Annotated in this window: 13 protein-coding genes; 2 read left to right on the plus strand and 11 right to left on the minus strand. The window is 34.2% G+C overall.

Translation table 11 applies throughout. The features are described from left to right. Window positions 1–55: 55 nt before the first annotated feature. From DYE54_RS05600 to DYE54_RS05620, 5 genes are all read right to left on the minus strand, one after another. Window positions 56–2,002 carry a P-loop NTPase fold protein gene (locus DYE54_RS05600; protein ID WP_115310313.1) on the minus strand — a complete coding sequence of 649 codons (1,947 nt, stop codon included), beginning with the start codon at window positions 2,000–2,002 and terminating at the stop codon, window positions 56–58. Between the two features lie 31 nt (window positions 2,003–2,033). Further along, window positions 2,034–2,969 (minus strand): alpha/beta hydrolase, encoded by a 936-nt coding sequence (locus DYE54_RS05605; RefSeq protein WP_115310314.1) that lies wholly within the window; start codon window positions 2,967–2,969, stop codon window positions 2,034–2,036. Between the two features lie 194 nt (window positions 2,970–3,163). Then, complete coding sequence (locus DYE54_RS05610) at window positions 3,164–4,183, minus strand: LacI family DNA-binding transcriptional regulator (protein ID WP_115310315.1); 1,020 nt, start codon at window positions 4,181–4,183, stop codon at window positions 3,164–3,166. Between the two features lie 136 nt (window positions 4,184–4,319). After that, window positions 4,320–5,564, minus strand: a complete 1,245-nt coding sequence (locus DYE54_RS05615) for an Nramp family divalent metal transporter (protein WP_115310316.1) — start codon at window positions 5,562–5,564, stop codon at window positions 4,320–4,322. A 157-nt stretch (window positions 5,565–5,721) separates the two neighbouring features. Beyond that, window positions 5,722–6,666: a dihydrodipicolinate synthase family protein gene (locus DYE54_RS05620; RefSeq protein WP_115310317.1), complete on the minus strand. Its 945-nt coding sequence runs from the start codon at window positions 6,664–6,666 to the stop codon at window positions 5,722–5,724. Between the two features lie 396 nt (window positions 6,667–7,062). On the opposite strand from DYE54_RS05620, the gene DYE54_RS05625 reads away from it, so the two are divergent. Both DYE54_RS05625 and DYE54_RS05630 read left to right on the plus strand, forming a co-directional pair. After that, a complete protein-coding gene (locus DYE54_RS05625; RefSeq protein WP_115310318.1) occupies window positions 7,063–8,340 on the plus strand; it encodes an S-layer homology domain-containing protein in 1,278 nt (425 codons plus the stop codon). Window positions 8,341–8,482: 142 nt separating this feature from the next. Then, window positions 8,483–9,940 carry a catalase gene (locus DYE54_RS05630; RefSeq protein ID WP_115310319.1) on the plus strand — a complete coding sequence of 486 codons (1,458 nt, stop codon included), beginning with the start codon at window positions 8,483–8,485 and terminating at the stop codon, window positions 9,938–9,940. 126 nt (window positions 9,941–10,066) lie between these two features. Here the strand turns inward: DYE54_RS05630 and DYE54_RS05635 are convergent, their stop codons facing one another. From DYE54_RS05635 to DYE54_RS05660, 6 genes are all read right to left on the minus strand, one after another. Further along, window positions 10,067–11,371, minus strand: coding sequence for a YjiH family protein (locus DYE54_RS05635; protein WP_218564756.1), 1,305 nt, complete (start codon window positions 11,369–11,371; stop codon window positions 10,067–10,069). Between the two features lie 255 nt (window positions 11,372–11,626). Then, a complete protein-coding gene (locus DYE54_RS05640; RefSeq protein WP_115310321.1) occupies window positions 11,627–12,340 on the minus strand; it encodes a hypothetical protein in 714 nt (237 codons plus the stop codon). A gap of 219 nt (window positions 12,341–12,559) precedes the next feature. Then, window positions 12,560–13,654, minus strand: a complete 1,095-nt coding sequence (locus DYE54_RS05645; protein WP_115310322.1) for a M42 family metallopeptidase — start codon at window positions 13,652–13,654, stop codon at window positions 12,560–12,562. 62 nt (window positions 13,655–13,716) lie between these two features. Further along, the gene (locus DYE54_RS05650) at window positions 13,717–14,532 is read right to left on the minus strand and encodes a M55 family metallopeptidase (RefSeq protein WP_115310323.1); all 816 of its coding nucleotides are present in this window, start codon (window positions 14,530–14,532) and stop codon (window positions 13,717–13,719) included. Between the two features lie 12 nt (window positions 14,533–14,544). Continuing rightward, complete coding sequence (locus DYE54_RS05655) at window positions 14,545–15,576, minus strand: ABC transporter ATP-binding protein (protein ID WP_281267706.1); 1,032 nt, start codon at window positions 15,574–15,576, stop codon at window positions 14,545–14,547. After that, window positions 15,573–16,688, minus strand: a complete 1,116-nt coding sequence (locus DYE54_RS05660; protein ID WP_245935696.1) for an ABC transporter ATP-binding protein — start codon at window positions 16,686–16,688, stop codon at window positions 15,573–15,575. The genes DYE54_RS05655 and DYE54_RS05660 overlap by 4 nt, the downstream gene beginning before the upstream one ends. Window positions 16,689–16,694: the final 6 nt, after the last annotated feature.

Genomic DNA, 16,694 nt, shown 5'->3' on the forward strand with positions numbered 1-16,694 from the left:
ATATTATAGCATCAAAGGCGAGAAAGAGAATAATGAATATTAGATTTAAATTATTTCAATAAAATCTGCTCCATTTATCTAATATATCTTGTGCCAATTGTTTTAATAAAAATGAAGATAATTTATTTTCCTCCCTCTCCTCAACTTGCCTCAGAATATATTCAGCAAATTCTTTCAAAAATATATAACTTTGGAGTTTTTCATCAGCTATATATTGTTCAAAATAATTTTTTAAATATCTATTAAACCTATTTAACTCAACATTCTTTAATCTTAATAATGTTTCACATAACTCTTCTTTTTTCAACTTATAGAACAATTCATTTCTCATTTCAATAGAGCTACTTAACAATTCAAAATTTTTGTATAATATCTTAAATGCTTCATTTACATCAGAATCTAACAATACTAAAAATCTTTCATTATTACTTTCTACTTGACTCAATATAGCTTTTCTTATTAGTTTTTTTACTCTAGCTTCTACTGTAATATATAAACTATTTAAATCACTTCGCTCTTTAAGTATACTTTCAGGTTTATTTATTCTTCTATCAAAATAAATCCCCCCATTATAATCTTTCGATTCAATCGACGCCTCTATATTATTTAATCCAGTAGTAAATATTTTTTCCATTTCTTCACTAGATTTTCCCAACAATCCTCTAAATTGAAAAAATATAATATACGATAATATAGACAATATTATTCCTAAACCAATCTTACCATTTTCTATGTCAGTAATTAACTGCACTTCTATTAATTCTTTGAACTTTGAATCGGATAACTCCCAATATGAGCCATATAACAAAATATTTTGGCCTGACACTAACTCATCTTTATATCTAGAAAGCTCAACTCTTAATAGCTCTTCATCCAAAATCCCTTCTGCCAAATAATTATATATTGATTGAAATTGCTCCTTTAAATCTAATCCATATGGATAATATATTCTCTCAAACTTTTTTTTATAATTATCATGTTGAATTTCCTGCTGACCATTCGTCTCTTTTCTAAACTGTTCTTCAATTAAACGCACACCTAATGGTTCATTCAATAATTCCTTTAAATAAGAATATCTTAATTCTTTAGAAACTTCACCCGCCGTGTTAATTTCCATACTAATAGAATATAAATATTTAAAAAGAGCTTCTAGAGCAGAATCTTTCAGCTCTTCATCGTTTATACTTTTATAAATATAACTAAAATCAGAAAAAATATTATCCAAAATTCTAAAATTTTTCTTAGCGCCTCTAATCATACATTCTTCTATAAATTTTTTATATTTATTTAAAAAAACTTGTACATCAGCATCTTGTTTTACGATTAAATTGGCTAAAATCATATCCTCATCAGGATAAAAAAACAACGTTTTTCCAATAGTCTTTTCTTTAATTCTATAATAAAAATCCTTTTCTGAGGTTTTATCGGTGTCCCTAACTTCATTTTCATTTCCTAAAATAATTACTTTACATCCTTTATGCTCGACCAAATTATTTATAAATCCTAAAACCCCAACTACATCCCTATATCTTTCTAAATCATCAAAAAGTATAATCGTATCTTTAAAATCAACAATCTCCATAATTTGACTGGGACTAAAACTCAACACTTCTCCTAAAATCTCTCCATAAGGCACCAAACTTTTCGCCTTTCCAATTATATTCGTAAAAAGCTTTATAAACTGATTACCTTTTTCAATTATTTTAGAGTACGATTTAAAAAATGAAAAAAACAACTTCTCTTGAATATCTTCTACCGACTTTAATCCATTTAATGATACATAATAAATTCGATTATACTTATTCTTACCTTCAACTATAGGATTATGATCAGCAGAAGACAATCTAATATAATGATCTTCTATCAAGGGTTTTAAATGGTTAAACCAATAATACGTTTTTCCACTTCCCCACTCCCCATGGATTAAAATAGAATATTTTGTATCCTTCTTATCAAGATATTCTCGAACAGCATTTTCTATCTTCTTATTTTTATCACTCATTTTTAAACTCTCTATTTCTAAATTTAATAATTTATATACCAGTTATTATTAAGTCATACACCCACTGCTTCAATATCTCCCACCAAGAAATCAATTGATTATTAGTAACTACATTATTTTCCTTTGCGACGTGCGAATTTACAATAAACTTAGTCACTTTATCTGCCACTGCGGGCATATTTTGTGTAAATTCATGGTCATAACCCTCAAGAATTTCTAACTCTACATTATTATAAATGTTTGCAAACTGTTTACCATAGCGCGTAGGTACCATTTCATCTTGAGTACCATGAATAATTTTTACAGGACCTGTATACTGCTTTGCCGTTTCATAAATTGGTAAATTATACGCCGCTTTAAAATAATTACGACCTACTCGAAGTCCGCTAGGTAATTCAATATATTCTGGCATGGTCTCAACATTAAATTGAATTCCAAAAGTACCACTTCCTAATACTCCATCTTTAATATTACTTGCTGGCGCTAATAAAACTAAACTCTGAATAGCTGTTGAACCTTCCTTTTGACTCAATTCACCAGCCAACATACTAGCTACTACGCCACCTTGCGAGTGACCAATCAAAGATATATTCGTCACATTAGGTAATTGTTTTACATATGCATATACCTGCTTTGCATCTTCAATTTCATTAAGTACCGTCATATCTTGAAAACGGCCTTCACTATCACCATGACCATTAAAATCAAAACGAATAGAGGCAATGCCTTCTTTTTCTAAATCATTCGCAATTAGCTCTAATAGTTTATAATCTTTGTTAGCAGAAAATCCATGCATAAGAATGACCATCGGATAGGTTTCGCGATTATCAGGTGTTTGTACTACAGCAGCCAACTGTCCATGATCACCAAAAATAGTAATCTGTTCAGTTTCCCCTTGAACTAAACTAGGTATCATAAAACACCAAACGGTTAATAAAACACTAAAAATATATTTTTTATACCGCATCTTATTTTCTATACTCCTACATTCAAATCAAAAATAATTATAACTTAATCATACTATATAAAAATAAAATGTAAATGATAAAAGCGATATATAATCAATCATATTTTAAGTTCTTTATATATCGCTAACAAAAATTAAAACTGTAGTAAATATATGTCATATACTTACTACAGCCTTATTCTACTAAATTACTATTACTTTATTGCTTTTACACTATTTCCCTTTTGAAGCTCTGTAGGAAACTCAAACCTTTCAATAACGTTTGGCATTTCTTTGGGTGTTAATAATCTTTCTACTGCCTTTACACCAATTTCATATAAAGGAATTTTCATAGTCGTTAATATAGGTGAAGAATATTGACTATTAGGCAATCCTCCAATACCTACAACCGATATATCTTCCGGCACTCTTAATCCATGATCTTTAACAGCTCTCATAACGCTCAATGCTACATTATCATTATCACAAAATATAGCAGTAAATGAAGGTTTTGCTAATACCTTTTGAACTACTTCATAACTACCAGACCAAGTATTATCTGTATGAACAATTAAATTTTCATTAATCTTAATATTATGATGTTCTAATGCTTGTTTATACCCCTTTAAACGCTCTTGTACCGTACATACATTAGCAGGTCCACCTACATATAAAATAGTTTGATGCCCCAAAGATAATAAATAATCCGTCATTCTCCTTGCAGTATCAACATTATCAATCATAACTGAGTCAATATCAACACCTTGTGGAGCCAACGCAATAATTCTCAAATCTCGAGATTTATATTTTTCAATTTCTTCACTCAAAGTCTTGCGATACTGTTCCGTATTAAAGCCCCCACCACCTAATATTAGTCCTCGAATACGATACTGATTAAATAACTCATGATAACGCATTTCATCATCTGTTTTACGTCCTGTATTGCATACAAAAGATAAAACACCTTGTTTTATAGCCGCTTCTGTAATTCCTCTTGCCATTTCTCCATAATATGCATCTGATAAATCTCGAGCAATAAAGGCAATAACATTTGTATATGGTTGACGTAAAGTCTGAGCTGAAATATTAGGCTTATAATCCAACTTCTTTATTGCTTTTTCAACTTTTTTTCGAGTTTGTTCTGAAACAGCGTGACTTGAATTATTAATAACTCGAGATACTGTAGTAATCGACACACCTGCTTCTCTAGCAACATCTTCTATGGAATAAGCCATAATTTTACCTCAATTCTGTAATAGCATAAAATACACTCTAATGAGTGTATTTTATTATAAACTGCTTAGAATCCAATGAATAACAAAGTTTCTAATAACAACTATATATAATTATTATAACCCGAAGTAAAAAAATTTAAAACATTTTTGCTATTGCAAATCCTGTAATAACTAAAACAAAAAGATAACTAATTAACATAGAAAATTGAAGAAGCCGTGGTATCCCATACCCTGCATTTACATCTTTTCTAAAAATCATCAATGTCATAAAAAAACCTGCAAATGGCGTAGCAATAGCAGTTGCAACATTAGCAATAAAAATTAGTTGTGTTGGTGAGCCATCATACAAGAAACAAATTATTGTCGCAATAACAATACAAATAAAACAGCCCCATTTAATTGGTTTACTTTCCAAGCCTACAGCTTTATCAAATCCAGCATTTAATAATACCATACCTCGTTGAGTATTACCTAATAAAGATGAAAAGCCGGCTCCTAACAATGCTACCCCCATCATATATTTAGCCGCTTCTCCCATAAAAGGCGTTAATAATTCTGCAAGTTGTGCTGGCTGCTTAATAGTTAGGCCTTGCGGATGTAATACAATGGCACCAACTAACACAATTGCGCCAGAAATCAAAATGACACTTACAACATGAACCACTGAATCAGCCAACATTGTACCATTAAATAAATCTTCTTTTTTCCATTTCTTTTCAAGGCCTAAATAAGTACCATACACCCCTGCAGTTACAGATGCATTAGTGCTAATATAACCTAAAGCAGTTGCTAAACTTCCTGTTGCAATGGTCCAATGGGATAAACCATAACCAAATTCGCCCCAATCAGGCCCCCCTACAGCTCCTAAAGTAGCAAAGAAGGCAACAATCATAGCTAAAATGCAGATTAATATGCCCTTTTCAACTTTACTATACACCCCTTTAGAAAAATAACAATACATTAAAACAGCTAGCATAATCAATGCACCTAATTTCCAATTGATATTAAAAATTAACTGCATGCCTGCACCTGTACCAGTAATATTTCCAAGAGTAAAGAAAAAACAAGATAAAAACGTAGCTACACCAGCCACAATAGCTGCCCATTTGCCATAATAATGTCGTATAGCATGAATAATAGGCATTCCAGTTAACATTCCAATTCTATAAGAGGTAATCATAAATGCTATTCCCATGAACATAATTGGTAAAATTAACCAAACCATACTATAACCATAATTCGCACCTAACATTGCTGACATGGTTATATTCCCAGGACCAATAACAACTCCCGTAAGAATGATTCCCGGCCCTACTTTTTTCAACAATTCAAAAAAGCTTAACTTTCTAACTTCTTTCCCATCTACGATTACATTAGCCATATTATCTCTCCATATTTTAATGAATACATTCACCATATGGACTTACAAAAATAGAGGAGATAGACTCTATTCAGTTATCTCCTCTAACTATTGCTTGCATGTTTACTAATATACTATAAAATTATGAAAGTCACTTGGTGAATACTCTAATGTTGTCTTATACTAAATCAACAGTTTTTACATTCCCAAGTCTAATAGCTTCTGCTACACTATCTTTTTCTTCTTGAGATAATGGAACCAATGGTTTACGCATTAATGGAGAGCTAAATACTTTGCGTTGATATAAAGCTTCTTTCATACGTGCATGCGCTTCACCTGTAGGTTCACCAGTACCATAAATAGCGGCAGACATGCGCTGAACTGGTTCATTTGCTTTACGAATTTCAGCCAAGTTACCTTCTAATACTTTTTGATACATATTATTAATAGCTTCTGGTACACAACCACAGAAACCAATTAGAGCACCATCCATACCTGGGTTCAATAATGACGTACAAATATATTCATCATGGCAAGTCCACAACATTACATGAGGTGCCTTTTCACGTAGAATTCGAATATCTCGTTCATAAAGGGCTTCATCACGAGTACCCATTTTAATAGCTTTAACATTAGGAATTTTACACATTTCTAATAATGTTTGCACAGGATAAAAACCTTTAGAGTTAGCAGGATATAAATGAATTACAATGCCAATATCAATCGCATCAGCTACATCCTTAATAAACTGAATTGCTGATTCTTGTTTCATACTAAAGCGTAACCATACATGAGGAGGCATTAATAAAATTCCATCAGCACCAGCTTCTTGTGCAGCTTTAGCATCTTCAATCGCATCAATCGTACCTTCAGCACTAACACCAGAGATAACTCGAACACGACCTTTTGCTTGATCAGCAACGATTTTAGTAATACGAGCGCGTTCTTCACGAGTAAAGCCACCAATTTCACCAGTATGTCCATTAGTAACAAGACCTGTAATATGTTCATGAGAAATTAACCATTCTACATAGTTGCGAAGTTCTTTCTCATTAATAGAATAATCATCATTAAGAGGAATCATAATTGCAGGATTTAAACCTTTCCAGTTGTCATTTAACATAATTTACACGCCCTTTTCTTTCTTATGAAAACAATTTCTACTTACTATTACTACTTAAAACCGGTTTTTACTTATCACATTACGGAAAACGTTTTCCGTAATCCTTAATTACAAGATACACCTTCAAACGATATATGTCAATCATTTTTATCATGCTTTATACTCATAGTTAATGAATTATTTATTTATTTTTTATTCACTATACCTTACAAAACGCGATAGTATGGAAAACGTTATCCTTTACTTTTAATCATAATAATTCAAAAAAATTATAATATCTATTATTTTATTTTCATAATCAGTAATTAATGCTATACTCCAACTATAACTACTTACTGTTACTACCTTCTAATTAATACTAAATTCTAATACTTTGATTAAAAGGGAGTAACCGCCATGAAGAAAAATTTATTTACGACAACCCTATTAACTGCTATATTAACCACTACCACTAGTTCAGCCACAAATCCTTTTACCGATATACATCCTAATAATTGGTCTTATCAAGCTATAACTCAACTTGCAAAAGAAGGTATCATAACAGGTTATCCAAATCAAACCTTCAAAGGTGATGTAAAAATTACTCGCTATGAAATGGCTCAAATGATTGCTAAGGCCTTAGCACATCAAGAAAAAGCAAATGCAGAACAATTATCTATAATTAATAAATTATCAGCTGAATTTAATTCAGAGCTAAATAATCTAGGTATTAAAATTCAAAACTTAGAGTCAAATATTGGCAATACCAAAATATCTGGTGATATGCGCATCCGTTACAGAGGTAGTGAAAATAAAGGGGTCTTCAAAAATAACTACAAATCAAAATTTGATTATCGCGCCCGTATTCAATTTGATTCAAAAATTAATAAAAATACCACTGCTATTATCCGTTTACGAACCGGTAACACCAAAGGAGACCCAGAATTTGGAAATGCAAACAACTCAGATATAGACTTTGACAGAATAGCTATTACCCATTCATTTACTAAGAATTTTCAACTGGCATTAGGCAGAACAGGATTACGCTTAGGCGAAGGACTTGCATATAGCAATGAACCATTTGATGGTATACTAAGTTCCTATACCGATAAGGATCTTCAATTCGAAGTAGGATATGGTGCACTAACCTCCTTCTATGCTAGTACATTCCCTGCTACACGAAATGATAAACGAACTAAAATTATACCGAATTTATCCTCCGATGAAAATCCTACACTAACCATCTTACAACTACGAAAAAGTGTTGCTAAAAAAGTCAACCTTTCAGCTTACTATCTTTTTGGGAATAAAAATATTAATACTGACTTCTATGGAATTGCCACTAAAATAGGTATAAATAAATTCCTTGCAGTAGATGGCGAATGGCTTACAGCAAAAGATTTTGATAATAGTTCGGCTTGGGTTGCAGGAATAACCTATGGCAACTACAATATATTAAAACAAGATTCTTGGGATTTAAAATTACAATATTTCAATGAAGATATTAATTCTCCTATATTTACATCACGATATGCTCAAGCTTGGTTACGAGATTATAAAGGCTGGTTAGTATCAACTAATTATGCTATTGAAAAGAATTTTGGTATTTCTGCGTTTTATGGCTTTAATAGTAAAACAAAAGATGGCAAATCATTAGGAAACTATTATCGCACCGAATTTAATTTCAAATTTTAAATCAATCACCTTCTCATTACTTATTTTGCATAATCCATTGTACATTGAAAATTTTAGTGATATAATAAATCTAAACAACGGATAATAATTATCCATTATAAGTGTACAAAAAATCTAGTAAGTACTAAGGAGGACAGACAAAATGAGTGACAAGAAAAAATTAACCACTGCCTTTGGGGCACCCGTACCGGATAATAACAACAGTATGACGGCTGGTAAACGAGGCCCTGTATTAATGCAAGATGTTTGGCTTATGGAAAAGCTAGGTCACTTTGCTCGTGAAGTTATCCCTGAACGTCGCATGCATGCTAAAGGTTCTGGTGCTTTTGGTACATTTACCGTAACTCATGACATTACTAAGTACACAAAAGCTAAGATTTTTTCAGAAATCGGTAAAAAGACGGATTTATTTGTTCGTTTCTCTACTGTAGCCGGTGAACGTGGGGCCGCCGATGCAGAACGTGATATTCGTGGCTTTGCTGTTAAATTCTATACGGAAGAAGGTAACTGGGATTTAGTAGGAAATAACACACCGGTATTCTTTATTCGTGATCCATTACAATTCCCAGACTTAAATCGTGCTGTAAAACGCAATCCAAAAACTAATCTTCGTGATGCCGCTGCAAACTGGGATTTCTGGACGAGCCTACCTGAAGCCATTCATCAAGTCACCATTGTCATGAGTGACCGTGGCATTCCATCCTCCTATCGTCATATGCACGGATTTGGTAGCCATACGTATAGCCTAATCAATGCCAATGATGAACGTGTATGGGTAAAATTCCATTGGATTTGCCAACAAGGCATTGAAAATCTAACCGACGAAGAAGCGGCTAAATTAGTAGCTAACGACCGTGAAAGTCATCAACGCGATTTATTCGAAGCCATTGAAAAAGGCGATTTTCCAAAATGGAAACTTTGTATTCAAGTTATGACCGAAGAGCAAGCTAAACAAATGCCATACAATCCATTTGATTTAACCAAAGTTTGGTATCATGATGAATTCCCGCTCATCGAAGTCGGTGTTATGGAATTAAATCGCAATCCAGAAAACTATTTCCAAGATGTAGAACAATCGGCTTTTGCACCATCTACCATCGTACCTGGTATCAGTTTCTCACCAGATAGAATGTTACAAGGTCGCTTATTCTCTTATGCTGATGCCCAACGTTATCGCCTAGGTACTAACTATCATCAAATTCCCGTTAATGCTGCTAAATGCCCTGTTAACATGTACCACCGTGATGGACAAGGCCGTGTAGATGGAAATCACGGTAGCACTATTGGTTATGCACCAAATAGCCATGGCGAATGGGCTAATCAACCAGAATTTAAAGAGCCTCCTCTTGATGTGACTGGACCAGCTTATCAATATGACTTCTATGAAGATGATTCCGATTTTTATACACAACCAGGCAAATTATTCCGTCTCATGAAACCAGAACAGCAACAACTTTTATTTGAAAATACAGCACGCGCCATGAATGGTGTACCTGACTTCATCAAAGAACGCCATGCTAAACATTGTTATCAATGTGATCCAGCCTATGGCGAAGGTATTGCAAAAGCTCTTGGCATTACGGTTGATTTTTCAAAATAAACACCTAGATTGCTCAATCCCAAGATTACATATAATGAATTAAACAAACCGCACCATAGAGCCAAATTCTATGGTGCGGTTTAGTTTCTTTTACCGATTCTCTTTTAATCCTCTTTTGAAATAATACTACATAATTAGTTTAACAGCATATATCACTGGTATAGAAATTAATATAGACAAAGCGACCCGTTCAAACCAAATAATAAAATAATCACTTAATTTAATAGGAATTTCCGTAGCCATCATACAAGGAATAGATGCCGAAAAAAATAATACTTCTGAAACGCAAGTAATAGCAACTAGCATTCTAACTTCAAAACTTAATTTTGTAACTAGGACCGCTGGCAAGAACATTTCAGCAATCCCTAAGGATAACGCTTTTGCCACTAAAAATGGTTCTTCAAATCCAGTCACAAAAGTAAAAGGATATAATAAATAAGCTAATATATTAAATACAGGCGTATGGTTCGCAATAACAATGCCAAGAACACCAATCGCCATCAAAGACGGCGCAATCTTAAATGCTAAATTGAGACCATCGCGCAGATGATGGTAAGTGCCAATAAAAATACCTTCTGCTTGAGACGCCGTTTCCATCGCTTCTTCAAAGGCCACTTTAAATTTATCATGTATCACGGCTTTTTCTACATTACCTTGTACCCCTTGATAATATGCATCCGCCTTTTTACTAATTGGATATATACGAGCTGTTACAGCTGTTACTAAAAAAGTAACTATAACTGTAGCCCAGAAATATAGATTCCATATATCCACCAAATTTAGAGTCTTCGCCACAATAATCATAAACGTTGCCGATACCGTTGAAAAACCTGTTGCTATAACTACAGCTTCTTTAGCTGTATACTTGCCTTCTTTAAATACACGATTCGTAATTAATAAAGCCACCGAGTAACTACCTACAAAAGAAGCCACCGCATCAATCGCCGAACGTCCTGGCGTTTTCCATAACGGCCGCATAATCGGTCTCATAAATACACCGACAAATTCCATAAGACCATAATTAATTAAAAGTGCAAGAAAGGCAGCCCCAATAGGCACGATAGTAACTACAGGAACTACGATTTTAGAGTAAATAAATGGAATTACATCTTTATTCATCAGAAAATCTGGCCCGGTTTTCATCAACGCCATATAGACAAAGGGAATGGCTAAAATATTTAACACTGAAAAAATAGTCGTTGTGGTATTTTTGTTCCACGTTCTAGTAATAAAAGGAAGCACTGCACCGATGACGACTAAAAGTCCGCCATATATCTCCTGAAAATACGGAATTTTCAAGATGTAAGAAACCACATGATCCAAGGGAATTGTGGACTTACCACCAATCGTTATAGGTATGAAAAATATAATAATACCAAGAATACTAAAAACAACAAACCTCATTACATGTTCCATCGAATACTTTTTCATAATCATCACCCTTAAGTATTAAACATTACATTAAAAATCCTTTCTTCACTACAAATATAAACATTTTGTTACTACTTTTCATAGCAAGTACAATCACTCTACTACACTATACTTGATATGTTATGTCCAGTTTACTCTGCTAAAGTCTATAAATAGTCAAATTTTAAATTAAGTGAAACTCTAACTAAATAAAAAAATCCTTGGACTACCTCCTATCATTTGGTTATCCAAGGATTTTTTATTAATTTCAATTTACTATTTACGATAGCCTACTTCAGTCGCTAACCGTTCCATTACATCATGAACAACAGGTAAATGTTCTACTTCTACCGTATCAAAAGATTCTACATCTGTCGTTTTCAACGTATTAGCATCATAATATAAACGATATTTACTATAATATACTGTATCTGTATTTAAATCATATGCCATATAACGAGCAAATACATCAGACGTATCATCCGTTAAGAAGCCATAACTAACCAACTCAAGAGTGTCATTATCTACCCGAATCGGTTGAACATATAACTTAAAGGCTGAATTAACGAGCCCTGTATCCAACACATAACGAGATACATCAGTAAAATTATCTTGAATATAAGCTTTCTTATATGAAGCTGGTAAATTAGCTTTAGATGTCAAAGTCATTGGTAATTCACCCTTAACCTCTTTTTCCTTTACATCAGCTTGTTGCTTTTTATCTGCTTTTTCATTTTGTATTTGTAATTGATTATTAATCTGTTCATTAATAGAATCTAAATTACCACGCAACAATTGCTCAATAATAAGCGCTTGCCATTCAAGATTCTGTTTATCATTACCAGAATTATAATTTGCATGGTATTTTGCATTACTATTCGCATTAGCATTCGGTGCTGCTTTCGCTGTATCATTCAATAATGGAGTACCTACTACAGCTAATAAACTAGTGGCTATAAAACCACGTTTTAAAATTGTATTTATTTTCATATGGTAATTCCTCCCTTTGTTAACTAACTATATTTATATTTTACGATATAGTTATGAAGAAATCATGGATACCATATGTACAACAAAAATATCACTTCAGCACTCCAAAAATATTCAATAATTATAGAAACTATCACTTCTGTATTTTCATAACCAAGACTATTAATAATATAATGCTCTAATGCTTATACTCTTATTTTAATCTTACATTATAATCTCTTAACCTAATACATCCTGCCGTAAAATATGTCGAACTGTATCTTCATCAAGTGCCTTAATTACAGCGGTGGCTAAATTAGAAGCAGCCTCTAAATCACTAAGAGCACAATAATTATAATGAGAATGCACATAACGTGATGGCACTCCAATAACTAAGGTTGGCACCGCTTTTTCAGTCAAACTAATAACCCCTGCATTGGTACTACCACCACGACGCACCGCTTTTTGTATAGGAATCTGTAACTCTTTTGCAACTTTCTCAGCCACTTCTACAAAAGCAATATTAGAAATATAACTTTTATCAAATAAGCGAATTTGTGCGCCTTTTTTCATTTGCCCTTGTGCTTGCAATGGTGCCACAAAGAAATCATCTGCTGGAGATCCTTCAAACACAATGGCTAAATCAGGCTTTACTACTTGGGCCGTGACCTTGGCCCCACGCATGCCAACTTCCTCTTGTGCTGCAAAAGCACCTACAACAGTCACTACTTGTGGCTCTGCTCCCCCTGTAAATACTTTATCCATAGTATCAATGATACAGGCGCAACCAACACGATTATCAAAAGCTTTACCAAAACAAACACCCGTATGTTCATTATAATCAAATATGACTTCTGGTACTATAGGATCGCCAGGCGCAATACTGAAAGTTCTTTCAGTTTCCTCTCGACTTGTTGTCCCCACATCAACCCTCAAATTTTCAACAACAACTTGTTGAGATATTCGTTCCTGCTCCGTCATGAAATGAACTGGCTTTGCCGCAATAATACCTCGATGAAGTTCGCCTTTTCTATTACGTACTAATACCGTATGAGCTGGTAAATTAGTCGGATGAAAACCACCTAGAGTAACAATAGATAAGGTCCCATCATCACATATAGACTGAACCATAAATCCACATTCATCTAAATGAGCATCTAATTGAACAACTATATTCTTTCCTTTATCTTTAGGTCTTTTAATATACGTATTAAGCATAGCATCATGAGTAATTGAATAATCTTTAGTATATTTTGCTATAACACGCACTACATCTTCCTCAAAGCCACTAGGACCAAAAGCATTGCTTAAATCACGAACCAGCTCTACCTTCATAAATCTCCCTCCGTTCACAATATTAGTCCTACATATCGCACTTTTCTATTCACGTCCTAGCCTTAATACACAATAAAGCTATGAGCCGTAATAATATCAAGCCAAGATTTACTGATTAAACGAATTGTAAAATCATCAACTTGTTCCATACCTGGATAAAAAGACATTTTATAGGCTCGCTGCCAATCTTTAAAAGTCACTTCATAAGTAAATGATTCTGGCCATTGAATTTTATAGCTCTGCTTTTTATATATTTCCTGCCACTTCCTAATAGCACGACTTAACCGGTCTTTAATGCGCTCTTCAACAATAACCGGTGATTCACAATAGGTAGCACCACCCACACCATGTTTTGTTTCCGCTGTTTCTATAAAGGGCAAAAACCTAGTAGCTTGCTCGCATATAGCTCTATCCCCTGCAAGAAATATAGGTGGTACCCCCATACTCAAAGCGGTATAAGAATTAAGCATGCATTCACTGAGCACTGCTCCATTGAGTCGAATATACAAACTCTGTCCTGTAGAAGTATGACTCCCACTAAACCCTACATCCCCTGATGCAGCATGATAGCCTATATATGCTACTGCATCAAAGCTACTATCCAGACCAACCATCATATTATAAGGATGTCCACTTTTGCCTCGAATCAATGTCACATAATGAGGCATCTTCAAGGGATCAATATTATTGGCCCCGCCATGCCCATCTTTTACAACAATTTCTTTAGCTCCTGTTGCATGTGCAACCTCACAAGCAAGGCGAACTTCTCGTGTCATTTGTCTACGCAAATTGTCATAACCAAATTCACCCACATGCCCCTCTTCACGAAATGCCCAACCAGCACATCCCTCTATATCAGCACTAATAAATAATTTCATATATATCGCTCCTTAATCATTTTTATATCCCATTTTATCATCATACAAATGACAATATACATAATGATCAGGGCTTGGTTCATATCGTTCTGGAACAACAGTTTCACAAATAGACATACATTTAGGACAACGTGTATGAAATTTACAACCCGATGGTGGATTCGTCGCTGATGGAATGCTTCCTTCTAAAATAATACGTTTCCTCTTTAATGTTGGATCTGCAATTGGAACAGCAGATAGTAAAGCTTGTGTATAAGGATGAAGCGGATTCTTATAAATCTTATTTTTATCTCCCGCTTCTACAAAAGTACCCAAATACATAACCCCAATACGATCACTGATATATTCTACTACACTTAAATCATGAGCTATAAAAATATAAGTAAGATTTAAATCCTTTTTCAATTCATTCAAGAGATTCAACACTTGTGCTTGAATCGATACATCAAGGGCTGATACAGGTTCATCTGCAATAATAAGTTTTGGTTCCACTGCCAACGCGCGGGCAATTCCAATACGTTGGCGCTGTCCTCCAGAAAACTCATGAGGATACCGATTCGCATGATAGGAATCAAGGCCTACACGACGTAATAAATCAATTACGCGCTGCTCTAACTCTTTATCATCTTTAGCCAAGTTATAAATACGAATTGGTTCAGCAATAATATCAAATACACTCATCCGGGGATTCAACGAAGCATACGGATCTTGAAAAATCATTTGAATTGTCTTACGAATAGGTCGCATTCGCTTACGATCAAAATTAGAAATATCTTGACTATCAAGCACTACATGGCCCTCTGTAATAGGATCTAAACGACACAAACCACGCCCTAGAGTAGATTTCCCACAACCAGACTCGCCTACAATACCAAAGACTTCATTCTCTCGAATAGTAAAACTTACACCATCAACAGCCTTTACAACACCCCCTTTGCCAAAAAAACTTTCGCTAGCTAAGGGATAATAGATTTTTAAATTCTCTACTGTGAGTATGTCTTTCTTTACTTCATTCTGTAAAGTAACATTTTTTCCTCCCATCATGCCTCAGCTCCTTCATGACTTAATTTATATTGAACCTCTTGGTTTCTCATAAGAGTCTGAGTAACCTCTTCATAAGTATCCCCATGAAACATTATGGGCTGTGGCAAAACTTCCTCGCATGGCTTTAATCTGTTAGGCTCATTTAACCAACAGCGGCTAAGATGACCTGGTGCCACTTCAAAAAATCTCGGCTCTTCCTGAAAACAACGCTCAAATGCATACGAACAACGCGGTGAAAATTTGCAACCTATCGGCATATGTCTAGGATTAGGCACATTACCAGGAATCACTGTTAATTCTTCTACTTTTTCTCCTAATTTAGGAATGGATGCCAATAACCCCTGTGTATAAGGATGAGCTGTATTGCCAAATAAAGAATACACATCAGCCGTTTCTACCACGCGTCCACAATACATAACAGCTACATGGTCACAAATTTCAGCTACTACGCCAAGATCATGAGTAATAAATAAAATAGACGTGCCAATTTTTTCTTTTAGTCGATTCATTAAGTCTAAAATCTGTGCCTGAATTGTCACATCAAGAGCCGTCGTTGGTTCATCAGCAATGAGCACCTCTGGTTCACAAATTAAAGCCATTGCAATCATAACACGTTGACGTTGTCCACCCGATAGTTGAAATGGATATTCTTTCATCATTTTATCTACTCGAGGTACTCCAGTCATTTCTAAAATATTACGAGCTCTATCATAAGCTTCCTTTTTGGACAAACTTTCGTGATTTTTAATACATTCGATAAGTTGATTTCCAATAGTCATAACTGGATTTAAACTTGTCATAGGTTCTTGGAAAATCATAGAGATTCGTCCGCCTCTAAGTTCCCGTTTCTTCTCTTCAGGAATGTGAACAATATCATCACCATTAAGGAGAATTTCACCTTCCACAACTTTACCTTTCGTTCCCATAAGCAAATTCATAACCGATAAAGCTGTTACACTTTTACCACTCCCTGATTCTCCTACAATACCAAGAGTAGATCCTTCTTCAAGAACTAATGACACATCATCTACGGCCTTTACCACCACATCATCAGTAAAAAAGTGGGTATGCAGATGTTTTATTTCTAAAATCTTCTTTTGTTCACTCATCATGCAACC

This window comes from Veillonella criceti, from assembly GCF_900460315.1.
GTDB lineage: Bacteria > Bacillota > Negativicutes > Veillonellales > Veillonellaceae > Veillonella_A > Veillonella_A criceti.

Bases quoted from the DNA above. Each gene is read 5' to 3' on its own strand.
- DYE54_RS05600 (WP_115310313.1), bottom strand. From the start codon at position 2,002: ATGAGTGATAAAAATAAGAAGATAGAAAATGCTGTTCGAGAATATCTT.
- DYE54_RS05605 (WP_115310314.1), bottom strand. From the start codon at position 2,969: ATGCGGTATAAAAAATATATTTTTAGTGTTTTATTAACCGTTTGGTGT.
- DYE54_RS05610 (WP_115310315.1), bottom strand. From the start codon at position 4,183: ATGGCTTATTCCATAGAAGATGTTGCTAGAGAAGCAGGTGTGTCGATT.
- DYE54_RS05615 (WP_115310316.1), bottom strand. From the start codon at position 5,564: ATGGCTAATGTAATCGTAGATGGGAAAGAAGTTAGAAAGTTAAGCTTT.
- DYE54_RS05620 (WP_115310317.1), bottom strand. From the start codon at position 6,666: ATGTTAAATGACAACTGGAAAGGTTTAAATCCTGCAATTATGATTCCT.
- DYE54_RS05625 (WP_115310318.1), top strand. From the start codon at position 7,063: ATGAAGAAAAATTTATTTACGACAACCCTATTAACTGCTATATTAACC.
- DYE54_RS05630 (WP_115310319.1), top strand. From the start codon at position 8,483: ATGAGTGACAAGAAAAAATTAACCACTGCCTTTGGGGCACCCGTACCG.
- DYE54_RS05635 (WP_218564756.1), bottom strand. From the start codon at position 11,371: ATGAAAAAGTATTCGATGGAACATGTAATGAGGTTTGTTGTTTTTAGT.
- DYE54_RS05640 (WP_115310321.1), bottom strand. From the start codon at position 12,340: ATGAAAATAAATACAATTTTAAAACGTGGTTTTATAGCCACTAGTTTA.
- DYE54_RS05645 (WP_115310322.1), bottom strand. From the start codon at position 13,654: ATGAAGGTAGAGCTGGTTCGTGATTTAAGCAATGCTTTTGGTCCTAGT.
- DYE54_RS05650 (WP_115310323.1), bottom strand. From the start codon at position 14,532: ATGAAATTATTTATTAGTGCTGATATAGAGGGATGTGCTGGTTGGGCA.
- DYE54_RS05655 (WP_281267706.1), bottom strand. From the start codon at position 15,576: ATGATGGGAGGAAAAAATGTTACTTTACAGAATGAAGTAAAGAAAGAC.
- DYE54_RS05660 (WP_245935696.1), bottom strand. From the start codon at position 16,688: ATGATGAGTGAACAAAAGAAGATTTTAGAAATAAAACATCTGCATACC.